General features: G+C 55.6%; 17 protein-coding genes. 11 read left to right on the forward strand and 6 right to left on the reverse strand.

Annotation, left to right across the window (positions count from 1 at the left end):
* Nucleotides 1-37: 37 nt before the first annotated feature.
* Entirely contained in the window at nucleotides 38-1,462 is a 1,425-nt protein-coding gene (locus AC1UKS_RS09105) for a purine-cytosine permease family protein (protein ID WP_265910775.1), read from the forward strand.
* On the opposite strand, the gene AC1UKS_RS09110 is transcribed toward AC1UKS_RS09105, so the two are convergent.
* Nucleotides 1,459-3,573, reverse strand: coding sequence for a bifunctional diguanylate cyclase/phosphodiesterase (locus AC1UKS_RS09110; RefSeq protein ID WP_482436543.1), 2,115 nt, complete (start codon nucleotides 3,571-3,573; stop codon nucleotides 1,459-1,461). The genes AC1UKS_RS09105 and AC1UKS_RS09110 overlap by 4 nt on opposite strands.
* Before the next feature lie 925 nt (nucleotides 3,574-4,498).
* On the opposite strand from AC1UKS_RS09110, the gene AC1UKS_RS09115 reads away from it, so the two are divergent.
* Nucleotides 4,499-5,479, forward strand: coding sequence for a glycosyltransferase family 2 protein (locus tag AC1UKS_RS09115; RefSeq protein WP_482436545.1), 981 nt, complete (start codon nucleotides 4,499-4,501; stop codon nucleotides 5,477-5,479).
* 15 nt (nucleotides 5,480-5,494) lie between these two features.
* Nucleotides 5,495-6,799, forward strand: coding sequence for a flippase (locus AC1UKS_RS09120; protein ID WP_105759893.1), 1,305 nt, complete (start codon nucleotides 5,495-5,497; stop codon nucleotides 6,797-6,799).
* A gap of 18 nt (nucleotides 6,800-6,817) precedes the next feature.
* Here AC1UKS_RS09120 and AC1UKS_RS09125 read toward each other — a convergent pair whose 3' ends face one another.
* Nucleotides 6,818-8,167, reverse strand: coding sequence for a cation:proton antiporter (locus AC1UKS_RS09125; RefSeq protein ID WP_482436548.1), 1,350 nt, complete (start codon nucleotides 8,165-8,167; stop codon nucleotides 6,818-6,820).
* A gap of 174 nt (nucleotides 8,168-8,341) precedes the next feature.
* Between AC1UKS_RS09125 and hemB the strand changes: the two genes are divergently transcribed.
* Nucleotides 8,342-9,319 (forward strand): porphobilinogen synthase, encoded by a 978-nt coding sequence (hemB, locus tag AC1UKS_RS09130; RefSeq protein WP_482436549.1) that lies wholly within the window; start codon nucleotides 8,342-8,344, stop codon nucleotides 9,317-9,319.
* 58 nt (nucleotides 9,320-9,377) lie between these two features.
* Here the strand turns inward: hemB and AC1UKS_RS09135 are convergent, their stop codons facing one another.
* Nucleotides 9,378-9,686 carry an EthD family reductase gene (locus tag AC1UKS_RS09135; protein ID WP_134824360.1) on the reverse strand — a complete coding sequence of 103 codons (309 nt, stop codon included), beginning with the start codon at nucleotides 9,684-9,686 and terminating at the stop codon, nucleotides 9,378-9,380.
* 169 nt (nucleotides 9,687-9,855) lie between these two features.
* On the opposite strand from AC1UKS_RS09135, the gene AC1UKS_RS09140 reads away from it, so the two are divergent.
* From AC1UKS_RS09140 to AC1UKS_RS09150, 3 genes are all read left to right on the forward strand, one after another.
* Nucleotides 9,856-10,515, forward strand: coding sequence for a TetR/AcrR family transcriptional regulator (locus AC1UKS_RS09140; protein WP_482436551.1), 660 nt, complete (start codon nucleotides 9,856-9,858; stop codon nucleotides 10,513-10,515).
* Nucleotides 10,516-10,614: 99 nt separating this feature from the next.
* Nucleotides 10,615-11,697 carry an amidohydrolase family protein gene (locus tag AC1UKS_RS09145; protein ID WP_482436553.1) on the forward strand — a complete coding sequence of 361 codons (1,083 nt, stop codon included), beginning with the start codon at nucleotides 10,615-10,617 and terminating at the stop codon, nucleotides 11,695-11,697.
* Between the two features lie 234 nt (nucleotides 11,698-11,931).
* Nucleotides 11,932-12,990 carry an HPP family protein gene (locus AC1UKS_RS09150; protein ID WP_482436555.1) on the forward strand — a complete coding sequence of 353 codons (1,059 nt, stop codon included), beginning with the start codon at nucleotides 11,932-11,934 and terminating at the stop codon, nucleotides 12,988-12,990.
* A 6-nt stretch (nucleotides 12,991-12,996) separates the two neighbouring features.
* On the opposite strand, the gene AC1UKS_RS09155 is transcribed toward AC1UKS_RS09150, so the two are convergent.
* A complete protein-coding gene (locus tag AC1UKS_RS09155) occupies nucleotides 12,997-13,923 on the reverse strand; it encodes a LysR family transcriptional regulator (protein ID WP_482436556.1) in 927 nt (308 codons plus the stop codon).
* Between the two features lie 77 nt (nucleotides 13,924-14,000).
* Between AC1UKS_RS09155 and AC1UKS_RS09160 the strand changes: the two genes are divergently transcribed.
* The 4 genes from AC1UKS_RS09160 to AC1UKS_RS09175 all read left to right on the forward strand — a co-directional run bounded on the left by AC1UKS_RS09160 (nucleotide 14,001) and on the right by AC1UKS_RS09175 (nucleotide 21,756).
* Nucleotides 14,001-14,438 carry an ester cyclase gene (locus tag AC1UKS_RS09160; protein ID WP_482436557.1) on the forward strand — a complete coding sequence of 146 codons (438 nt, stop codon included), beginning with the start codon at nucleotides 14,001-14,003 and terminating at the stop codon, nucleotides 14,436-14,438.
* Between the two features lie 405 nt (nucleotides 14,439-14,843).
* Nucleotides 14,844-17,510, forward strand: a complete 2,667-nt coding sequence (locus AC1UKS_RS09165) for a cation-transporting P-type ATPase (RefSeq protein WP_482436908.1) — start codon at nucleotides 14,844-14,846, stop codon at nucleotides 17,508-17,510.
* Between the two features lie 59 nt (nucleotides 17,511-17,569).
* Nucleotides 17,570-18,661 (forward strand): efflux RND transporter periplasmic adaptor subunit, encoded by a 1,092-nt coding sequence (locus AC1UKS_RS09170; RefSeq protein ID WP_482436558.1) that lies wholly within the window; start codon nucleotides 17,570-17,572, stop codon nucleotides 18,659-18,661.
* Nucleotides 18,661-21,756, forward strand: coding sequence for an efflux RND transporter permease subunit (locus tag AC1UKS_RS09175; RefSeq protein ID WP_482436559.1), 3,096 nt, complete (start codon nucleotides 18,661-18,663; stop codon nucleotides 21,754-21,756). The genes AC1UKS_RS09170 and AC1UKS_RS09175 overlap by 1 nt, the downstream gene beginning before the upstream one ends.
* Before the next feature lie 72 nt (nucleotides 21,757-21,828).
* Here AC1UKS_RS09175 and AC1UKS_RS09180 read toward each other — a convergent pair whose 3' ends face one another.
* Both AC1UKS_RS09180 and AC1UKS_RS09185 read right to left on the reverse strand, forming a co-directional pair.
* A complete protein-coding gene (locus AC1UKS_RS09180) occupies nucleotides 21,829-22,452 on the reverse strand; it encodes a hypothetical protein (RefSeq protein ID WP_482436560.1) in 624 nt (207 codons plus the stop codon).
* 211 nt (nucleotides 22,453-22,663) lie between these two features.
* Nucleotides 22,664-23,068, reverse strand: a complete 405-nt coding sequence (locus tag AC1UKS_RS09185) for a cupin domain-containing protein (protein WP_482436561.1) — start codon at nucleotides 23,066-23,068, stop codon at nucleotides 22,664-22,666.
* Nucleotides 23,069-23,186 lie beyond the last annotated feature (118 nt).

A 23,186-nucleotide genomic window follows, 5' to 3' on the forward strand; every position in this document is an offset into this window, starting at 1 on the left:
ATGAGCGGGCGGCTCCCTTTCAGGCAAGGAGTTGGTTATGTCATCCGTATCCTCTGCGCGCACCGGGCGTGCAGAAAGCAAACTGATTGAGACCCGCAGCATCGACTACATTCCCGAATCCGAACGTCACGGCAACGTCTTCAGCCAGTTCACCCTGTGGTTTGGCGGCAACTTACAGATCACCGCGATAGTCACCGGTGCGTTAACCGTGGTGCTGGGCGGCGATGTGGTCTGGTCGCTGATTGGGCTGCTGGTGGGGCAGATACTCGGTGCCGGCATTATGGCGCTGCATGCGGTGCAGGGGCCGAGGCTGGGCCTGCCGCAGATGATAACCTGCCGCACCCAGTTTGGCGTATATGGCGCTGTGATCCCGCTGGTGCTGGTCTGCGTGATGTATATCGGCTTTTCGGCCAGCGGCACGGTACTGGCCGGGCAGGCGCTGGCGCATCTGGCCAACATCAGCGACAGGGCCGGGATTATCGGCTTCGGGCTAATCATTATCGTTGTTGCCACGCTGGGATACCGGCTGATCCACGGGTTGGGCAAAGTGGCGAGCGTGGTTGGCGTGCTGACCTTTATCTATCTGTTCTTCCGGCTGCTGCTGGAGAACGATATTGGCGCGCTGCTGAGCAACAATCACTTCTCGCTGGCCAACTTCCTGCTGGCGATGTCGCTGTCGTCTTCCTGGCAGATTGCCTTTTGTCCCTACGTTTCCGACTACTCGCGCTATCTGCCGCGTAACGTGTCGGCCGGCAAAACCTTCTTCGCCGTTTTTGCCGGCACCGCGTTGGGCACTCAGCTGTCGATGACGCTGGGGGTGATTGCCGCCGCGCTGGCCGGAAAGGCGTTCTCGGGCAATGAAGTGGGTTACATCGTGGGATTGGGATCGAGCGGAACCCTGGCGCTGGTGCTCTATTTTTCGATCTGCTTCGGCAAAATCACCTTCACCACCTTGAATGCCTACGGCAGCTTTATGTCGCTGACCACCATCGTCTGTGGTTTCCGCCAGACCGCCACTATCAGCAAAGCCGGACGTATTACCTTTATTGTCTGTATGGTGCTGATCAGCTGTGCGATAGCCATGCTCAGCGCGCCGTCCTTCCTCAAATCGTTCACCCAGTTCCTGCTGTTTCTGCTGGCGTTCTTTGTGCCCTGGAGCGCCATGAACCTGATGGATTATTACTTTATTACCCGCGGGCATATCGACATTCCGGCACTGTCCGATCCTGACGGCCGCTACAAGCGTTGGAATCTGGTGGGGATTGCCACCTATGTGGCGGGGGTGTTGATCCAGCTGCCGTTTATCTCCAATGGCTTCTACAGCGGCTCGCTGGTGTACCTGTTCAAGGGGAATGATATTTCCTGGATTATCGGCTGGGTGTTTACCGCGCTGTGCTGGCTGCTGGTCAATCAACGTGGTAAAGCAGCCCGTTTATCGGCCACCGTGCTGCCACAGGGTTAACTGGCTTTTCGCTGAGCCAGTAATTCAACGATGTGTTCTTCGGAAACCGCCTGAGAGAAAAGGTAGCCCTGCAGCTGATTACAACCGGCTTCTGCCAGGGCTGCCATCTGTCCCTGCGTTTCCACGCCTTCTGCGGTCACCGTCAGACCCATTGCCTGGCCCAGTTTCACCACCGATTCGATGATCGCCATCGAGTTCTCCGTTACCCCAAGCGACTGGGTGAACGAGCGGTCGATTTTGATTTTATCGACGGAGTAATGGCTGAGGTAATTGAGGCTGGAGTAACCGGTGCCGAAATCATCCAGTGCGATGCGGAAGCCGGCCTCGCGTAGTTTTTTCATCGTCTCCTGCGCGCCTTTTTCGTCTTCAATCAGCACCCCTTCGGTCACTTCCAGCTCAATGCGCGTGGCCAGGGTTTTTTCCTGCTTCACAATCGCCTTAAAGCGTTCGACAAAGCCGGGCGCGCGGAACTGCAACGGCGAGACGTTGACCGCAATGGTCAAATCCGGCCACTTGAGCGACACGCGGCAGGCTTCCCGCAGCACCCATTCGCCAATCTGAATAATCAGCCCCATCTCTTCGGCCAGCGGGATAAATTCGCTCGGTGAGATTGCGCCATGAACCGGATGATTCCAGCGCATCAGCGCTTCCAGTGCCACCACCTTCTGCCCGGAAATGTCCATCAGCGGCTGATAGAATACCGCCAGATCCTTTTTGCTTTGCATCGCCAGACGCAAATCGGCGGCGATTTGTTGGCGGGTCTTCACCGACTCATCCATCGCCCGCTCAAACACCCGATACTGTCCGCGCCCCTGACTTTTGGCCTCGTACAGGGCGATATCCGCTTTGCGCATCATCTCGGAACGATCGACCGCATCTTCCGGCGCGATGGCCACGCCGATACTGACACCGATCCAGGTATCGCTGCCGAGCAGGGTAAAGGGACGCGAGAGTGCGGCAATAATTTGCTCGCACATGGTCTGAATCTCGCGCGGCGAGTTGACAGCATCAAGGATCACCACAAACTCATCACCGCCAAGCCGGCCAACCGTATTTTTTTCACCCACCAGGCTGCTGACCCGGTGGCCCACTTCAATAATCAATTCATCCCCGGCGTGATGGCCGTAGGTGTCATTAATCAGCTTAAATCTGTCCAGGTCTAACAACAGTAACGCCACCTTGTCGCCGTTACGCATTAACCTGCCTAACGCTTGTGTCAGGCGTTCTTCCACCATGGCGCGGTTGGGCAAACCGGTCAGGACATCATGAAAGGCCAGATGCTGTGCCTGCGCCTCGCTGGCGCCGAGTTGCAGCACCGACTGCGACAGCCGCAGGGAAGAGAGCCACAGGCGGCGGATCATCACGCCGCAGATTGCGGTGATGATTAATACCACGATGGCGACCAGCGGGCCGATCACCGCCAGCATGCGTGTGCCAGGCCGGTCGGGCTGCCAGGAGAGATGGCCGAGAGACTGACCGCTGTGGGTGGTTAACAGGTAATTGGCGCCGTCCGCAATCGGCTTACCATCGGTATAACGCAGATCGTGCAGCAGGCTGCGCTGAGAAAGCGAACTCAGGTAGGTGCTGTCGAGATACTTTACGCTGACCAACGTGAATGGGGTTGATTGTCCACGTTCGCCTTCTACCGTGCCCATTGCCAGCACGGCAGGTCGGTTATCGATCAGCGTAAAGTCGATAACCTCACGATGGCCATTCTGGCTGGCAAAGGGCACTTTCATTTTTTGTATAAAGGTGGTGACAGGCTGTTGCAGATGGTCAAACTGCGACGCCGCCACGTTACGACCGTTCTCCCAGCGATAGACCGGTTGATTGTTGGCATCAAGGATATACACCAGTTGATGGCCGAACATCGTTGACAGCCAGTCACCGACATTTTGATTAAGCCAGACGGTATCGTGTGGCGATCTGGCCAGTCGCCGACCCAGAGGTTGCCACAGCGCCAGGCTTCGGTGCTGCTTAATCATTTCGTCAAGGCTTTGAGAAAGTGAAGTTTTTATTATCTGTTGCTGCTGTGCAGCGGCGATATCATTGCTTTTTGCGGTCGCCCACCAGACGGTAAAACTGGCTGCCACAAAGGTAATTATCAACACTAATACCAGAGGAATAAGAACTTCTCGAACGAAGTGGAGACGGAAACTGTCTGATATCTTCATGTTTTTTTATGAGCCTGTGGCGATGGGCGGACCTCCTTTCAGGCTAGCATAAATCTGATTTATGTCTTTTTTCGGGTTCTGAAACGTGCGGCTCTGCTGATTTCTCACACCTTTATATGTGAAGTAGAAATTAACTGATGAGGTCTGTTAACTTTTGGCAGCCTGGCAATTTGACTTAAAGATGTAAAAGCGAAGAGTTAATCTTTCCAACGTAAAAATGCCGGGCGGGGCGCCAACAGTTTAACGTTCTGGAAGTGTCGATATTTCCCGCTCGCGGCTTTACCCCTATTAACATAGGATTATTCCTTATTATTCTTGCCGGGTTGTTACAAAGGCCGTTCTCACCGTGAGATTGCCGTCTTATCGGCGATAAAAATTTGTGTAACCAGGTTTCGCCTGTGCATCAAATCGAATAAACAGGCATTTGGCTTAAATGTTTTGTCACCCCTGATGCCTTATGGCTTTCTTAAACGATGAGGCGATTGTGGCGGTGAATTAGCCTTGAGCGTCAGTCACATATTTTTATCCTTCCCGAATGAGGATTATCCTAATATCACGGTTTGTTTAACCTTGGTTGTAGTGAGATTTTGGAATAAAACATCCTTTACGGAAATAAATAATCATTCCTTCTGAGTGGTTGGATAAAGATTTTCATCTGACATCAATTTAAATAGGTTCGCTTATCTTATTGTTAGGCCATATTGAATTAACTTAGAAATGTAAAAAATGACATGCTTTATAATATTTAAGCGTCATTCCTGGTATTAATCTGAATAAGCGCAGGGGGGTTCATTCTGCGTTGATTTTATTTTGGTATTGTTGTTAATTAGCAGGCATTCCACTCTCACAAGAGATGAGACCTATGTCAGCTAAATTGTTGTCAGTCATTATTCCTGCGTATAATGTTGGGAAATACATTGTTGAATGTATTGATTCATTGCTGAGTCAAATTCCTTCCCCGAATGAACTTATTATCATTAACGATGGATCTACCGATAATACTCTGGCGCTGGTGGAGCAAAAGTACGGTGCGCTGGACAATGTCAAAGTGGTTACCATTGCCAATGGTGGCCTGGGTAATGCACGCGATGTCGGCATTGCGATGGCGCAGGGTGAGTTCATCTTCTGCTGTGACCCGGATGACGTGGTGTGCGACGGCCTGTTCAGAGAGCTGAGCGACGCCATTGCCCTGCATCCCGAAGTGGAACTGTTTTGCTTTAACTCGCAGATGTTTGAGGATGATGACTCCGGGCGCACCTATGGCAAAGTGGAGCACCGTGAATTTGGCTTAATGAAGCCGAAGGACGTTTTTGCCTCTTTACTGCGTTCAGGGGCCTATACCTCGGCGACCTGGAATTATGTTTTGAAAAAAGAGGTCATCGAAACTTACCAATTAAAATATGTTAAGCGTCTGCACGAAGACCACTGTTTTACGCTGGAAGTGTTTTTGCGTACCCGCAGCGCGTTTGTCAGTCAGAATCTTTACTATAAGCAACGTATTCGCAGCGGCTCTTTAACCAACAGCGTGAAGAGCGAAAGCTTTTTCCGCCAGCGTTATGATGCTTTTGTCTGTTCCTATGAGAAATTACTCAGGGCAGTGGACGATCAAAAGGAACTGGCCGAATTGCGCCGGCTGTATCTGATTCATTCGTTCAAGTTAATGATTAACCTGGCACTTGCCGATAACCGCAGCGTTCCTGTCTATGTCACCCACGCCATTCACTATTTGGGGAAAAGTCTGAAACCAGGCTCTGTTACCAACTGGCTACTGTTAAGGAAGCCGGAATTATACTCTAATCTGATCAAAGTCAGGCAGAATCTGCGCAGTATGACGGTTTCTTGAAAAGGTTAAGGGCTGATGGCTAAGGTATTTGATAAAAGTTTAATCATTAATATTTTTTCTTTGTTGGGGCTGCGTGGCGCCTCCTTTATTTTTCCGTTAGTCACCTTGCCCTATCTGGCCCGTATTTTGGGTGTAGAGCATATGGGGGTGTTGGCACTGGGCCTGGCCTGCGTCATGTACTGCAGTACCATCTCCGACTGGGGCTTTAACGTTTACACCACCAAAGATATCGCGCAGCACCGGGAAGACAAAGGCAAGGTGACCCAGCTGTTCTGGTCAACCTTCAATGCCAAGCTGATTATGGGGACCGCCACGCTGGCGATCCTGCTGCTGGTCACCTGGTTTAACCCGAAGTGGCATAATTTGTTCTTTATTGTGCTGGCGAACTCGACGGTGCTTTATGGCCAGCTGCTCTCCTTTGGCTGGTTGATGCAGGGTTTTGAGAAGCTCGGGAAAACCGCGCTGATCTCCACCGTCGGGCAGTTTTGTTCTATTCCGTTGACCTTTCTGCTGGTGAAAACGCCGGATGACACCTGGCTGGCGGCGCTGATCCCTGGCGTAACGGCCACCATTACCGCGGTGATCACCCTGTATTTCGTGGTCAATATGAAGGTGATTGGTTTTTACCGCTTTGAGCCGCGCGAAATCATGCAACGCATTAAGGACAGTCTGCATGTTTTTCTGGCGATTGCCGGCGCCAACCTGTTTAACAACGTCAACGTATTAATTCTGGCCAGCATGACCAGCAATTATATGGTCGGCTTATATAACGGCGGCGACCGCCTGAAGAAAGCCGCCAATACCTTGCCTGAGCAGATTGGTAACGCCTTCTTCCCGCGCGTTAGCTATCTGTTTCACAAGGATCCGCATGCGGTGATCCACGCCACCCGCAAAAGCATTACCTTCTCCTTCGGTATTAGCGTGTTTATTGTGGTGTTCACCTTCTTCTTCGCGGATTTAATCGTCAAGCTGCTGTTGGGACCCGATTTCCACGAGTCGGCCAACGTACTGAGGGTGATGGTGTGCGGATTTATCTTCGGTAACGTCAGCTACCCGGCGGGGCTGCAAATCCTGATCCCGCACGGACTGGCGAAGCAGCGTATGCATGTGATGTTTATTGTTGGCCTGATTAACGTGCCGGTCTGTGCCCTGTTGGCCTGGCAGTTTGGCGCGATTGGCGCGGCAAGTTCGCTGGTGCTGTCCGAGTTTCTGGTATTCCTCGGCATCCTGCGGATTATGATCAAACATAACATCCTCAAGAGCTATCTGCTGAAAGAGAGCCCACGAGGATTTGAAGCACCGAAAGAAAACGCGGGTTAAGGCTAACCCGCGCCGTTTTTAATCGTCCTTTTTCTGTCTGGCGGCAATTTTTGCCTGCCGCCAGTTCAGCAACGGCGTTACCGACACGCCATGCACGATGACGCTGGCGACAATCAGCGTGAAGGCCATATTGGCCATTCGGGTCACTTCCTCTCCCGCCACGCCATGGGTGTAGGCCCAGGCAATGTAGTTAATACTGCCAATCCCCCGAATCCCTAACCAGCCGATAATCAGGCGCTGATTGCGCGGTGCGTTCATGCCGGCGGTGGCGATCCACACCGAGGCCGGGCGGATGACGAGAAACAGTAACGCCGCCATCAGCAGACCTTGTGGATCCCAGTGATGGGCCAGCGTAACGCCCAACACAATGATGATCACGGCGGCGAACAGCCTTTCCACCGTGTCACCAAAGGAGAGCGCATCGCCAACCACCAGGCCGACCGAGCTGGCGGCGTTGGTTTCGCCCGGCGCGTGGCGGATATGCGGATTGACCAGCACCTCAGCCGGTGGACGATTGTCGCTGTCGGTAAAGTCATCGGCCGGTTGACGGTTAATCACCCGCATTTCCGCGCGGCGCAGTCCGACACCGGCGGCAAAGGCGGCGAGGAAGCCGGAAGCATCCAGCGCCTGCGCGGCGGCATAGCTGAGCGCGATCAGCGCCAGCGCCAGGAAGTCATTCGGGGCGACATCCTGATGCCTGTGGCGCAAATGGGTGATGTACTGACCGACAAACCGGCCGAGTATAAAGCCGATCCCCAGCCCGCCAACAATCGCCCACAGCACGTCGACCAGTGCCCAATGCGTGAAGTCTGGTAGCGATAACTCGCCCTGGGTGGTCAACAGCATCACCGCCAGCATCAGCAGCGGCAGGGCGGTACCGTCGTTCATCCCGGCTTCGCTGGAGAGGGAAACCCGCAGGTTGTCGCTATCCCGGGCATCGTTAACCGAAATCAGGCTGGCCAGCACCGGATCGGTCGGTGCGACGATCGCGCCAAAGGCCAGCGACAGCGCCCAGGAGAGATCCGCCAGGTAGTGCGCCACCACGGTGACACCCAGCACCGTCAGCAGCATCCCGGGAAACGCCAGCCGCAGCCCAATCCGCCAGCCCTGACTTTTTAGCGGCAGCCTGAGCTTCAGCCCGGTAATAAACAGCGACGCGGCCATGGCGATCTCAGTGAGATTTTTTGCCAGATCGGCATGGGCCGCAATATCAATCGATATCAAGCCGAGCACCCAGGGGCCGCAGGCAATGCCCACGGCGAGATATAACGCAAATGCGGTGATCGGGCCGCGTTTGATCCAGCCCGATGCCAGCGTCATTAACAGTAATAATCCACCCGTAGCGGCGGTCCAGCCAAGAAATCCCATTGCTTCTCCTTTTTGTGTTGAGCCGTTAAGTATGGACGATAAAATTACGCATTCTGTGCCGCGCGCCGCTGCAAACGTTGTCAGCAGGCGTTCAGAGGTATACTGTTAGCAGACTCATTTTTTCTCGCTGACGATATTTTATCATCGGCGATCCCCCGCTAAACCGAGGTTGTTTTGTCCAGTTATACGCCTAATCAACGTCCAAGACGTCTGCGCCAGACCCCGTCTCTTCGCGCCATGTTCCAGGAAACTTCACTGAGTATCAACGATTTGGCCTTGCCTATTTTCGTTGAAGAAGATCTTGATGACTATAAAGCCATACAGGCGATGCCGGGCGTCATGCGCATTCCTGAAAAGCGTCTGGCTTATGAAATTGAACGTATTGCTAAGGCCGGTATCCGTTCGGTGATGACCTTTGGTATTTCGCATCATACCGACGCGGATGGCAGTGACTCATGGCAGGAAAACGGTCTGGTTTCGCGCATGTCGCGTATCTGCAAAGAGACCGTGCCGGAAATGATCGTGATGTCCGATACCTGCTTCTGTGAGTACACCACCCACGGTCACTGCGGTGTGCTGCACGACCATGGCGTGGATAACGACGCCACGCTGATTAACCTCGGCAAACAGGCCGTTGCGGCGGCCCATGCGGGTGCGGATTTTATCGCCCCTTCCGCGGCAATGGATGGCCAGGTTGCCGCCATTCGTCACGCGCTGGATGCCGCCGGTTTCACTGACACCGCCATCATGTCCTACTCGACCAAGTTTGCCTCCTCGTTCTACGGCCCGTTCCGTGAAGCGGCAGGCACCTCGCTGAAGGGCGACCGTAAAACTTATCAGATGAACCCGATGAACCGCCGCGAAGCACTGCGTGAGTCGTTAATCGACCAGGCCGAAGGTGCCGATGCGCTGATGGTCAAACCTGCCGGCGCCTATCTGGATATCATCCGTGACGTCCGCGACCACACCGAACTGCCGCTGGCGGCCTATCAGGTGAGCGGTGAGTACGCGATGATCAAGTTTGCCGCGCAGGCTGGCGCAATCAGCGAGCGTGATGTGGTGCTGGAAAGTCTCGGTGCCATTAAGCGCGCCGGTGCCGATCTGATCTTCAGCTACTTCGCGCTGGATCTGGCCGAGAAAAAACTGCTGTAATCTGGCAGTGCGTGTTAAAACCGGCCGTTGAGCCGGTTTTTTTATGCCTGTTGGGGGGTTATACCACCACTTCCGCAATCCACTTCACCGATGTGATGTTGGTGAAGTTATCGACATCACCGACAATCTCATCCACATGACCGGCCATACCTTTCTGCAACGCTTCGGCAGAATGGCAGATCAGATGGCAGGCGGCGACGTAAGGGGCCGGCGTGCCGTCAGGGGCAGAGAGAATTTTGTCGATACTGTACGAGACCAGATAGTCGCCCATCCGCGCTTTGATTAACGGCAGATGCACGTCGCGATAATAGTCATGATCAAAGTGGCCGTTTTCAGTAGTCGGATAGAGCACGCTGTATTTAATCAAACCTTCACCTCATTGAGTTTCCCCGGCACGCTTACCGCACCGTTCTCAATAGTATAGCGAGGATGTAAGCGAAGCGATGAGCGCTTTGGAGTGATTGGGCGGCCTGTCCTTTACATGCATTCGGGGAATGACTAAATTACCGCAAACCGGAAGCCAGAGTGACCCGATAATGACTGATAACCAGACCCGAGGCAGGCCCTCCGCGCCGGAAAGTGACGTGCGTGACAAGGTACTCAATACCGCCTTCATCCTCATTGTTGAACGGGATATGGCCAGTCTTACCATTGATGAGATCGCCAAACGAGGCGGTCTGGCTAAAAAAACCATCTATAAATTTTTCAGCAACAAAGACGCCATCGTCGAAGGCATGATTGCGAAATGGACCTCCACCAGTGAGGTTGTGGCACCGGCTTTACCTGCGACTGAGCAGGAGGTTATCGCCTTGCTGGAAGCCTTTTTCATCACCCTGATGCAGCGGGTGCTCTCTCTGGAATCCGTGGTGATCTATCAGGTTCTTCAGGGCGATTTAAAGAAAAAAGCGGAGTACCTCAAACTGTACCGGGCCAATGGTTTTGATACCGCTGGCAGCGTGCTCGACGGTTGGCTGAACGCGGTGAGGGCGGCGGGGTTGCTGAACCCGGTCTGGCCAGAGAATTCTGCGGTCTATCTCCAGTCGCTGATCGTGACGCCGCTGCTGCGTGATATTTCGCTAGGGATCCTGCCGCCGGTTCCGGCGTATAACCCTCAGCCGCGCATTGCACAGGTCCTGCAAGATTTCCGCCCCATGCTGCTGGCCTCCCATCCGTCGTTAACACGCGCTTTCAACTGATTACGTTTTGCAACGTCGTGCCAGACGATTTCAGGCCGCTTTACGGTTATCTTAATTTGGAAACGATATTCGTTTCCAAATTGTGGCCGGAGCCCTGATATGACCAATCGTCGTGATTTTCTTAAGAATGCCACCGCCGTGGTGGCGGGAAGCACCGTATTTGCAGGAAGCAGCCAGTTTGCCTCAGCGGCGGCTGTCGAACCTGTCGCCGTTCAACCTCCCCGGCGCATCATTGCTCTTGAAGAGCATTTCATGTTGCCTGAGTTCGTTGGCTACCTGCATGAAACTCAGCAGAACCTGCGCAATGGGCTGGTGGATAAAGTGGTCACCCCGTTGTCTGATTTTGGCAAGGGCAGGCTGGAAATTATGGATAAAAATGGCGTGGATTTTGCCGTGCTGTCTTTATCTGGTCCTGGCGTTCAGGCCGAGCCTGACAAAGTGAAGGCGGTACGACTGGCCCGTTATGCCAATGACAAACTGGCCACCGAGATGCAAAAGAATCCCCGTCGTTACGGCGGCTTTGCCCACCTGGCGATGCAGGATCCGTTTGCGGCGGCGAATGAACTGGAGCGCTGCGTAAAACGGCTTCATATGCAGGGTGGCATGATCAACGGCGAGACGGACGGATTGTATCTGGATGACCGCCGCTATGACGTGTTCTGGGAGCGCGTAGAAGCGCTGAACGTGCCGATTTATATTCACCCTGGCAACCCACCCGACTACCCGCATATGTTTGCAGGTCATCCTGAGATGTGGGGGCCGGTGTGGAGCTGGGCGGTAGAAACCTGTTCCCACGCGTTGAGGCTGATTTTCAGCGGCACCTTTGACCGTTACCCTGGCGCGCGGGTGATATTGGGCCATATGGGCGAAACGTTACCCATTCAGCTGTGGCGTCTGGATAGCCGCTATCAGATTGCCAATCAGAAGTTTGCGATCGAGCATCCGCCTTCCTGGTATGCCAAAAAGAACATCACCATCACCACCTCGGGCGTCTGTAATGATGCCGCGCTCCGGTGTGCGCTGGATTCAATGGGCGGTGAAAATGTGATGTTCTCTATCGATTACCCGTTTGAAAGCACCGAAATTGCGGTGAACTGGCTTAAAACCGCCAAAATTAGCGAGCAGGAGCGTAATGCGGTTGCCTGGGGAAATGCCACCGCGATCCTTCGCCTCGGCGCATAAGGCTCTTGTTGCTCTCTCAGTAGGGAGGGCAGCGAGCATCAGCTCACCGCCTTGCCGGTTTAAAAAGATTCGCCGACCGGGCATTCTCTGTGTTAAACGCCATTTATCTGGCTATCGTTATCATGGCTAGCTAAAATGCTAGCCTTATTTTATTCCGGACACTTCCCCCCTATTTTGATGAAGCTAATCTTCCCCCTAATGAGCTGGGCCCGCACCTTTTGGCCTCAGGCGGCCGTGCCTTCCCTGAAAGAACGTCTGGCTGCCGCCATCGGTGCCGCCGTTGCGCTGACCGCCACCTTTCAGTTGTCCCATCTGATGCTTGGCGAAGCCAACCCGTGGTTTATTGCGCCGATGGGCGCGTCTGCGGTGCTGTTGTTTGGCGTACCGGCCAGTCCTTTAGCGCAACCCTGGTCAATCATTGGCGGTCATCTGCTGGCCTCGGTGATCGGTGTTGCCTGTGCGCAATGGATAGGGCATAGCGGTCTGGCGGGCGGGATCGCCGTTGGCCTGACCATCGCCCTGATGTTCTCTTTACGCTGCCTGCATCCGCCGAGTGGCGCCGTGGCGCTGACCGCCGTTTTTGGCGGACCGGCGATTAGCCATCTTGGCTGGGAATTTGTCCTCGTGCCGGTGCTGGTGAATTCGCTGTTACTGACCGCCGTGGCGCTGGTGTTCAACAATGCGCTGCGTCGACGCTATCCTCACGCTGCACCGGTCAACGCCGCCGATAACACACCGGTCAGGCCTGCGCAGCGGATTGGCGTCAGTCGTGAGGATTTGCATGCGGTGCTGGCGGAGCGGGGCGAGTACGTGGATATCGATGAGGGTGACCTGCAGGCGATTTTGTCTCAGGCTGAGCAGCGCGCGCATCGCCGGCATTTTGGTGGGCTGCGCTGCGCCGATTTTATGACCCGGGAGCTGTGGACCATCGAGCCGGATGCCTCCTGTCACGAGGCGGGCAGCCTGCTGCGGCAGCATCGCATCGATGTTCTGCCGGTGGTGTCGAAAGCGGGTGAGCTGTTGGGGATCGTCACCTCGCGGGATTTACTGGCGGATGCGGAGAGATGGCCGGACGATCTGGCCTCGCATCCCGTCTCACAGGTGATGTGCACCGCTTTCCCGCGCTGTGCGCCGGATGATGCCGTTGAGCAACAGGTGTTGCCGTTCACGCTGCAGAGCATGCAGTGTTCACTGGTGATCGACCCGGCCGGCAAGCTGGTCGGGCTGGTGACCGCCTCCGATGTGCTGGCGGCGTTATACCAGGAGCAGCTTGAGAAGGGCCGTGCGGCCTGAGCGCCGCTAAAGGGGGGCCGCCAGCGAGACGATCAGCGCTCTGAGCCACGTCTGTGCGGAAGATCCGGCGTTACGGCGATGCCACATCAGGTCGAACGGCACCACCGGCAAGGTCACTGGCGGCGGGAACATGCGTAATTGCCCGGTGGCCGACGCATGCTGCGCGACGCGCTTCATTACCGTGGTCACCATATCCGTCGCGGCGACCAGCGCGGGTGCCGCAAACATCTGCGGCAGCGTTAGCGCGCGGATGCGCTGTAATCCCTGCTGCGCCAACACCTGATCCACCAGGCCATAGCCATCACCTTCCGGCGAAACCAGCACATGCTTCAGCTGAAGAAACGTCGCCATATCCATCTCGTGGCGGGCCAGCGGATGGTCGTGCCGCAGCAACGTGACAAACTCGTCCTCCAGCAGCGGCTGCGAAAGAATGCGGTTGTTCTGCTGACCGGTCGGCACGCCAATCGCCGCATCAATTTTCCCCGCATCCAGCAGATCGATCGCCCGGTCGCGGTGATCGAAGTTCAGCACCGTCAGCCGGATCCCCGGTGCCTGCTGCTCCAGCGCCTGACTCAGTAAAGGCAGCAGCACATAGGCCGGATACTCAGACATGCCGAGCCGGAAAGTCTGATTCACCGTGCTGGGATCGAAAGCCGGTCTGGCGATCAGCGTCACTTCCAGCTGTTGCAGGGCATTGCCAATCGGTTCCGCCAGTTCTCTTGCCCGGGCGGTTGGTTGCAAACCGTCGGCACTGCGTTGGAACAGCGGATCGCCAAACACCGTGCGCAAGCGGGCGAGGGCCGCGCTCATCGCCGGCTGGCTGACGCCTACACGGCTGGCCGCGCGGGTGACATTGCGTTCTTCACTCAGCGCATTAAACGCCACCAGCAGATTCAGATCGATGCCATGAAAATCCATAAATCGTATAGTCATCTATATCGGTTATTTGTTGGATTGATAATAGCGGGCGCTTTATCCTCAGGCAATCATCTACACCACAGGAGCCATCCATGAGCCATGCCGAAACAGAACTGGGATTAACAGAACGTCGCGCTGTTGAAACGATCTACCGCGCGTTTAACGATAAGGATCCGGATTTACTGGATCGCGTTGTCAGCGACGACTGGCAGGACATCCCGCTGGCACCAGGCCAGGGGCCTGGCGCCGCAGGCCTGAAGCCGATTATTCGCGGGTTTATCGCGGCAATGCCGGATGTGCATATTCATGTCCATGAGGTGATGCAGACGCCCGGCCGCGTTGGCGTGCGCGCAGAAATCACCGGCACCCATCTTGGCAATTTTATGGGCATTCCGCCGACTGGCAAGCAAGTGAGTTTCCCGATCTTTGAGTTTCATCATCTGTCCGCCGGACGCATCACCCACACCTGGCACCTTGAAGACTGGTTTAGCTTATTCCGCCAGTTGGGGCAGTTTCCTCAGCTGGGATAATCACGCGGCAGAACTATTTGCTGAAAAATAATAAAGCCAATATAGGGGTGATTTATTCACCCCATATAGCTGACAAATGTAAAGGTGCTTAAGCCAATAATGACAACAATAACAATGGCCAAGACCACATAAGAAAAAATACGTTTACCGCTGTAAATTCCGTTCATCAGACACCTTTATTTGAAGTTAAACTAAACGAACATTAAACAGATTGCTGAAATAATCTCGCTCAATAGTATCGCAATAACATCTCTGGCAAATATTGCGACGGATCAAGTCGCCTTCATCACTATTCCATTAAGATAATTCAAATCGTAAATTTTGAATTCTACTCTTTGATGGAGTTATATTTTGACTAAACTCGCTACGGAAAATAAAAACTTTCCTCCCACGCCTGCGGCAGATATTCCTTATTATCAGCTCTCAGCAGAACAGGGCTTACAACGTCAACAATCGTCGCGCAGCGGCCTGAGTCAGGCGGAGATTAACGCCCGTCAGCGTCAGTATGGTCCGAATGCCTTACCGCAAACGAAAGGCAAGCCGGCATGGCTGCGCTTCCTCGCTCACTTCAATGATGTGCTGATCTATATCCTGCTGGCAGCCGCATTACTGACTGCGGTGATGGGGCACTGGGTCGACACGCTTGTCATCCTGGGTGTGGCGGTAATCAACGCGCTGATTGGCCATATCCAGGAAAACAACGCCGAGAAATCCCTCAAAAGCATCAGCAATATGCTCGCCAGCGAAGCCGTGGTGGTGCGTGAAGGCCAGCACAGCACCCAGCCCACGCGCGATTTGGTGCCTGGCGATATCGTCATCCTGCGCGCGGGTGACCGCATTCCGGCTGACCTGCGGGTGATCGAGGCGCATAACCTGCGGGTTGAGGAAGCGATCCTCACCGGCGAATCGGTCTCGGTATCGAAAACCGCTGAGCCGCTGAGCGGTGAACTGGCATTGGGCGATCGCACCAATCTGCTGTTCTCCGGCACCACGCTGAGTGCCGGTAGCGGCAGCGGCGTGGTGATTGCCACCGGTGGCGACACCGAGTTGGGCCATATTAACCAGATGATTTCCGGTATTGAAAAACACCGTACGCCGTTGCTGGTTCAGATTGATAAACTCGGCAAAGCGATATTCGTCATTATTCTGTTAATGATGGTGGCGTTATTTATTTTCAGCCTGTTATGGCGGGATATTCCCCTCGACGAATTACTGCTGTCTTTAATTAGCCTGGCGGTTGCCGCCGTGCCTGAAGGCTTACCGGCAATCATTTCGATTATTCTGTCATTGGGTATTCAAACCATGGCGCGGAAACACGCCATTATTCGCAAATTACCAATTGTCGAAACGCTTGGCGCAATGACCGTGGTCTGTTCGGATAAAACCGGCACGCTGACGATGAATGAAATGACCGTTAAAGCGGTGATCACCGCCGATGCCTGTTATCAGGTTGAAGGCGACAGCTATGAGCCGGTGGGCAATATTTCCCTTGAAGGGGAATCAACGCCGCTGAATATCGCGCCCGGTTCGGTGCTTGAAGACTATCTGCGCACCATCGACCTCTGTAATGACAGCCAGCTGATCAAGGATGAACAGGGACACTGGACCGTCACCGGCGGCCCAACGGAAGGGGCACTTAAGGTGCTGGCGGCCAAATCCGGCTTACCGGCGATTCACGTCGAACTGAAAGGGAAGGTCCCCTTCGACTCCCAGTACAAATATATGGCGACCCATCATCAGGTCGGCGATCGCAAGAAGATCCTGGTCACCGGCGCGCCGGATGTGTTGTTCGCACTGGCCCGCCAGCAGCAAAGCGCTCAGGGCCTCTGCGCCTTTGACCAGGCTTACTGGGAAGAGAAAATCACCCACTATGCCAGACAGGGACTGCGGATGGTGGCAGCGGCGTGGATGCCGGCACCTGACGACCTGACCCAGCTCGATCATGATGCGCTGCAGGGGGGATTAATTTTCCTCGGCATCGCCGGCATGATGGATCCCCCGCGGCCGGAAGCTATCTATGCCATCCGTACCTGTCAGCAGGCGGGCGTGCGCGTCAAAATGATCACCGGCGATCATCCGCAAACGGCGATGAATATTGCGCAAATGCTGGGCATGGCCAACAGTGACCGTGCGCTGACCGGCCACGATCTGGAGGCAATGAATGATGCGGAACTGCGCGAAGCGGCGGTCAGTTACGATATCTTCGCCCGCACCAGCCCGGAGCATAAGTTGCGGCTGGTCAAAGCCCTGCAGGACAAAGGCGAAATCGTGGGCATGACCGGCGATGGGGTTAACGATGCCCCGGCGTTGAAGCAGGCGGATGTTGGTATTGCCATGGGCATCAAAGGCACCGAAGTGACCAAAGAAGCTGCCGATATGGTGCTGACCGATGACAACTTTGCCACCATTGCCGGCGCTGTGCAGGAAGGACGTCGGGTGTATGACAACCTGAAGAAAACCATCCTGTTTATTATGCCGACCAACCTGGCGCAAGGCTTGCTGATCGTTATTGCGCTGCTGGCGGGCAATATCGTGCCGTTAACCCCGGTGCTGATTCTGTGGATGAATATGGCGACCTCCGCCACGCTCTCGTTCGCCCTGGCGTTTGAAGCCGCCGAGCGCAACGTGATGCAACGTCCGCCGCGCAACCCGACGCAGCATGTGATGGACGGCTTTGCCATCTGGCGCGTGGCCTTTGTCGGCACGCTGATTGCGCTCAGCGCCTTCGCGCTGGAAGCCTGGCTACAGCCACGCGGGCACAGCCCGGAGTTTATCCGCACCGTGCTGTTGCAGACGCTGGTGACTGCGCAGTGGTTCTATATGCTTAACTGCCGCGTCAGCAACGGTTTCTCGCTCGGTCGCAGCGTGTTGGCCAATAAAGGTCTGTGGCTGGTCAGCGGCGTGTTATTGCTGCTGCAACTGATGATTATCTATGTGCCGTTTATGCAACTGCTGTTCGGCACTGAGGCGCTCCCGCTGCGTTACTGGGGCATTACCCTGGCGATTGGCGCCGTGCTGTTCCTGATCGTCGAACTGGAAAAACCCCTTACGCGCCGTTTCCGCAGCCGTTAATGCCAGCAGATGCCCTGCGGGGCATCTGTCTTCGCTTGCTTCCCGTTTTGGAAAACACCATGAACAGACTATGCCCAACAATCGCCCTGGCGATGGTTCTCGTTATCAGCTGGCCAACGCTGAGCGTCGCCAGTCAATCCGTGCAGGTGGTGCAGGTTGAACCGACGCCGCTGCTGATGGAGCGCCGTCTGCCGGGACGGATTGAAGCTGTCCATGCGGTGGCACTGCGCAGCCGTATTGAAGGCACCCTTACTCAGGTCAATTTCAAAGACGGGCAGCAGGTGAAGGCCGGCGATCTGCTGTATGAGCTCGATGATGCGGAGCAGCGTGCCGCACTGTCGCTGGCCCAGGCCGAGTTGCGCAGCAGTGAAGCCTCCCTGCGCCAGGCACAGCAACAGTTCGACCGTTTTCAGCGGCTGAAGCCGGCGCAGGCCATCAGTAAACATGACGTTGATGGCGCGCGTATGCAGCGTGATATCGCCCGTGCTGCGGTAGACCAGGCGAAATCGCGCGTTAACGCTCGCGAAATTACCCTCGGCTACACGCGGATCGCCTCACCGGTCAGCGGACGGGTGGGGCACAGCCAGTTCCATCGGGGCAGCCTGGTAAATCCTGCCAGCGACATGCTGGTGGAAATTGTGCAGCTGGACCCGATCCGCATCGCCTTTGCCATTGAAGAACAGGCCTTTTTTGATAAGGCCGGTCAGCATCCCGACCTGAAAACGCTGCGTCAGGCCTGGCTGCCAGAAATTGAGCTGGCGGGAAAACGCCAGCCAGGCACGCTGGTCTCGGTGGATAACCGCATCGATCCGCGCAGCGGCAGCGTCACCTTACGTGCAGAATTCGCCAATCCCGGTGAGCGGCTGTTGCCCGGCGGCAGTATCGATCTGTTTTTCCGGCCAAAACAGAGTGAGCCGGCGCTGATGATCCCGGCGCTGGCGATCCAGCAAGATCCGCAAGGGTTCTTCTGTTGGCTGGTTAACGACGAGAATAAAACCGAAAAACGCCGCCTCACCCTGGGCAGCCAGCAAGGCCAGCAGTATCAGGTGCTAAGCGGTCTGCAGCGAGGCGAGCGGGTGATCGTTGAGGGCACGCAGCGCCTTCAGGCCGGGAGCCCGGTGAACGCGATCGCCGCCGGAGGAAACCGCTGATGTTGACGTTCTTCCTGACCCGCCCGCGTTTTGCGATGGTGATCGCGCTGGTGATTGGCTTACTCGGTGCTATCGCCCTGAAAATCATTCCGCTAGAGCAGTACCCGGAAATCACGCCGCCGGTGATTAACGTCAGCGCTTCCTGGCCGGGCGCCAGTGCGTCAGACGTGGCCGAAGCGGTAGCGGCCCCGCTGGAAACGCAAATCAACGGCGTGGACCATATGCTGTATATGGAATCCACCAGTTCGGACGATGGCAGCTATGCGCTGGCGATCTCCTTTGCCGCCGGGACCGATGCCGATCTGGCAGCCATTGATGTGCAGAACCGCGTGGCGCAGACCGTGGCGCAGCTGCCGCAACAGGTGCAGGAAATGGGGGTGCAGGTCCGCAAGCGCACCACCAACCTGATGCTGGGCGTCAGTCTTTTCTCACCTGATAAAACCCGTGATGCGCTGTTTATCAGCAATTACGCCAGCACCCACGTTCGTGATGCGCTGGCGCGATTGCCGGGCGTGGGCCAGGTGCAGATGTTCGGTGCGCGCGATTACAGTATGCGTATCTGGCTGAACCCGCAGCGGATGAACGCGCTGAATATTACCGCCGACGATATCACCCTCGCAATCCGCCAGCAGAACGTGCAGGGCGCCGCCGGACAGGTCGGCACGCCACCGGTGTTTAACGGCCAGCAGCAAACGCTGACCATTAACGGCCTTGGCCGCCTGAACAGCGCGGAAGCGTTCCGCGATATCATTATCCGCAGCTCGGCACAGGGGCAGCTGGTGCGGCTGCGGGAGGTCGCCTTTATTGATATCGGCGCGCGAAGCTACAACTCCAGCGCGACGCTGAACGGCAACGACACGGCTTATCTGGGAATTTACCCCTCGCCGGGCGCAAATGCATTGAATGTGGCGGGTCTGGTGCGCACCGAGCTGAAGCGGCTGAGCCATACCTTCCCGGTAGACGTGAAGTGGGAAATCAAATTCGACTCCACGAAATTTGTCTCTGCCACCATCAAAGAGATGGGCTGGTCGCTGGGACTGACGCTGGCAGTAGTGATCCTGGTGGTGTCGTTATTCCTGCAAAGCTGGCGCGCCACCTTTATTGTCGCCATGGCCATTCCGACCACGCTGCTCGGCACCTTCGCCATCCTCTATCTGCTTGGCTACTCGGCCAATACCCTCAGTCTGTTTGCCATTATCCTGGCGTTAACCATGGTGGTGGATGACGCCATTGTGGTGGTGGAAAATGTCGAAACGCTGATGGCGGAAGGCCTCGATCGGCTCAGCGCTACCACGCAGGCGATGCGCCAGGTCGCCGGACCGGTTATCGCCACCACGCTGGTGCTGCTGGCGGTGTTTATTCCGGTGGCGATGTTGCCCGGAATTACCGGTGAGCTGTACCGGCAGTTTGCGGTGACGCTCTCCAGCGCGGTGACGCTTTCCAGCCTGGTGGCCCTGAGCCTGACGCCGGCGCTTTGCGCGTTGATGCTACGGCCACGCACGGCGGCCCCGGGCCGCATTTTCCAGCTGTTCAACCGGGGACTGGATAAAACCCGTGCCGGTTACGGTAGCCTGGTGAAGGGCATGAACCGCCGGCCGTGGCTGGCACTGGTGGCCACCACCGCCGCCGCACTGGCCGTGGCCGTCAGCTTTATGCTGATGCCCAAAGGCTTTTTACCTGCCGAGGACCAGGGCTATTTCTTTGCCAACGTGCAGCTGCCCGCCGCCGCGTCATTAGAGCGCACGGAAGCCACCATGGAGCGCGCGCGGCTGTTGATTGCCAGCAATCCCGCCGTCGAGGACGTCATTATGGTGTCCGGGTTTGATATTCTCAGCGGCACCACCACCTCTAACGGCGGCTTTATGTCGGTGATGCTGAAACCCTGGGGTGAACGCGCGGCGTTGGATCAGGTCGCAGGGCAGATCCAGCAGCAGCTGGCGCAGATCCCCACGGCCAACATTATGACCTTCAATCCGCCGACGCTGCCGGGGCTGGGCAATGCCGCCGGCTTTGATCTGCGTCTGCTGGCCCAGCAGGGGCAATCCTCTGCCGAGCTGGAGCAGGTCACGCGCGCGGTGCTGGCGAAAGCCAATCAGCATCCTCAGCTGCAGGCGGTATTTACCACCTGGAGCAGCAACGTGCCTCAGCTGACGCTCAACGTCGATCGCAACCGGGCAGCCCTGTTGGATGTGCCGGTATCCCGCATCTTCAGCACTCTGCAAACCGCGTTCGGCGGCACGCGCGCCGGCGACTTCACCTTAAACAACCGCGCTTATCACGTGGTGGTGCAAAATGAGATGAGCTGGCGTGAACGGGCAGAGCAAATCAGCGATCTGTATGTGCGCAGCGATAACGGTGAACGCGTGCGGCTCAGTCATCTGGTTACCGTGACGCCGGGCGTCGGTGCGCCTTATCTGAAGCAGTACAACCAGTTCCCGTCGGTGGCCATCAGCGGATCGGCGGCGGCAAACGTCAGCAGCAACGACGCGATGAACGCCATGACCGCGATCCTCAATGACAGCTTACCGCAGGGCTACGGCTACGCCTGGAGCGGGCTGTCATTGCAGGAGCAACAAACCGGCAACCAGGCCATCTGGATCGTGCTGGCGGCGGTGGTGATGGCCTGGCTGTTCCTGGTTTGCCAGTATGAGAGCTGGACGTTGCCCGGCAGCGTGATGCTTTCGGTGCTGTTTGCTCTCGGCGGTGCGCTGCTGTGGCTGTGGTGGGCCGGGTTTGCCAATGATGTCTATGTGCAGATTGGCCTGGTGCTGTTGATCGCCTTAGCCGCCAAAAACGCCATCCTGATTGTCGAGTTCTCGCGAACGCTGCGTGAGCAGGGCGCGTCAGTTGCGGATGCCGCGCTGCAGGGTGCGACGCGGCGTTTTCGTGCGGTGATGATGACGGCAATCTCTTTTATACTCGGCGTGCTGCCGCTAATGCTGGCCTCCGGCGCGGGTGCCCAGAGTCGTCGGATCATCGGCACCACGGTCTTCAGCGGCATGCTGGTGGCTACCGTGGTGGGCATTGTCTTTATTCCGGCGCTGTTTGTGCTGTTCCAGCGTATGCGTGAATGGGCCCACCGGCGGGTTGGCTAAGCGGCCTTCAATTCAGTGACGATCTGGAGAGAATGGGGCGCGTGTCGCGATGCTTCATTCTCCCCAGCGGGCTCAGGACGTATGGCGGTGAAGGGCATTATCCGAGCGCAGATAACGGCAGGTGGCGAAAAGGCACAAACTGTAGCCGAGCAGCTCAGAGCACTCTTCCGCCATATTCTTGACCGTATGGCTATATCCCCCAGGCATAAGCGTCCGCCAAAGGTCCTGCATACCGAACAGCCGGGAGAAGACCAGTACAGTGAGCAGGCCCGCGCTCATCATTCCCCATGAGGGATGACGGAGAAAACGCACCAGACCGGCGAGCGTACGTTGTGGATATTTTAAGGCAAAAGTAAGACAAATTCCCGTCACGGCGAGGGCGAACCAGACCCAACACCCATGTTTTATTTCATCAAATAAAAAGTCCATTTCCCTGATTAACATGCAGGAAAAAAATCCCCCAATTAGCATCAGTGACGGACGGGCAGCGGAGTGCCGCATTGCGCGAAAAAAATACAGCAGTGCAATCACCAGCAGCATCAGCTCCTGAGTAATCTCCGTTAAAGAGGATTCATGAACAGCATCATGCATCCAGTGAACATCAATAAATACCAGACCCATCATCAGACAAAGAAACAGTGCACTGGCGAAAAATATAACCAATTTGTTGCGTATAAAGATTAAATCAGAATGCATTTTTTATAACCATTACTCTACAAGCGGCAGATATTACGAACGAAAAAAGCCGGTTACAACGGAGTGAGTCACCGGCAAGATGCTGCAGGATAGCGTTTTTTTTATAGAAAAATGGTCCTTATGTGCCCTATGTTATTCCTGGCAGGTTCTGGCCTGTTGGGCACGGTACAGCACAGCATGCCACGAGGGCATGCTGTGAATGAATGCTGGATTAAGAGGTATAGGGTTCTGACAGCGCCAGTCCTTCAACGCCGGCATAAGTAATGATCACGTCGGCCGGTTCGTCAGTGGTATAACCGCGATGTACATCATCAATGGATTCGTTGAACGCTTCACCCGCGGTAAATTTTCGACTTTCGCCCGTCTCTTTATTTTCAATCGTTAACGACCCAGAAATAATATAGGCAACATTAGGCATCGGGTGAGTGTGCCAGGGCAAAGTGGTATTTGCGTCAAAGTGCATTTTCATCACGGTTAAATGCGGTTTGCCTTCCGGATATTTCTCGTACGCTTTACCGTTCCATGCGCTACCACTACTTAACAGCTCTTCCGATTTTACACCATCGGATTCAAACTCAGAGGTTTGGTCAGTTTGTTCTTTAGAATGAGTAGACATAAATCGCTCCCTGGTGGTGATGTACGTGATGACATATTACAAAAAACCTGTTTCCTGGCATGCAGTCCGAATGCTTCAAAATAATGAATTATTCATGCCTCGAATGCCATATCTGTCA

It is taken from the genome of Erwinia sp. AK-PDG3-5 (genome assembly GCF_056821705.1).

Coding starts and splice junctions, on each gene's coding strand:
- AC1UKS_RS09105 (WP_265910775.1), top strand. CDS start 38: ATGTCATCCGTATCCTCTGCGCGCACCGGGCGTGCAGAAAGCAAACTG.
- AC1UKS_RS09115 (WP_482436545.1), top strand. CDS start 4,499: ATGTCAGCTAAATTGTTGTCAGTCATTATTCCTGCGTATAATGTTGGG.
- AC1UKS_RS09120 (WP_105759893.1), top strand. CDS start 5,495: ATGGCTAAGGTATTTGATAAAAGTTTAATCATTAATATTTTTTCTTTG.
- AC1UKS_RS09125 (WP_482436548.1), bottom strand. CDS start 8,167: ATGGGATTTCTTGGCTGGACCGCCGCTACGGGTGGATTATTACTGTTA.
- AC1UKS_RS09140 (WP_482436551.1), top strand. CDS start 9,856: ATGACTGATAACCAGACCCGAGGCAGGCCCTCCGCGCCGGAAAGTGAC.
- AC1UKS_RS09145 (WP_482436553.1), top strand. CDS start 10,615: ATGACCAATCGTCGTGATTTTCTTAAGAATGCCACCGCCGTGGTGGCG.
- AC1UKS_RS09155 (WP_482436556.1), bottom strand. CDS start 13,923: ATGACTATACGATTTATGGATTTTCATGGCATCGATCTGAATCTGCTG.
- AC1UKS_RS09160 (WP_482436557.1), top strand. CDS start 14,001: ATGAGCCATGCCGAAACAGAACTGGGATTAACAGAACGTCGCGCTGTT.
- AC1UKS_RS09170 (WP_482436558.1), top strand. CDS start 17,570: ATGAACAGACTATGCCCAACAATCGCCCTGGCGATGGTTCTCGTTATC.
- AC1UKS_RS09175 (WP_482436559.1), top strand. CDS start 18,661: ATGTTGACGTTCTTCCTGACCCGCCCGCGTTTTGCGATGGTGATCGCG.
- AC1UKS_RS09180 (WP_482436560.1), bottom strand. CDS start 22,452: ATGCATTCTGATTTAATCTTTATACGCAACAAATTGGTTATATTTTTC.
- AC1UKS_RS09185 (WP_482436561.1), bottom strand. CDS start 23,068: ATGTCTACTCATTCTAAAGAACAAACTGACCAAACCTCTGAGTTTGAA.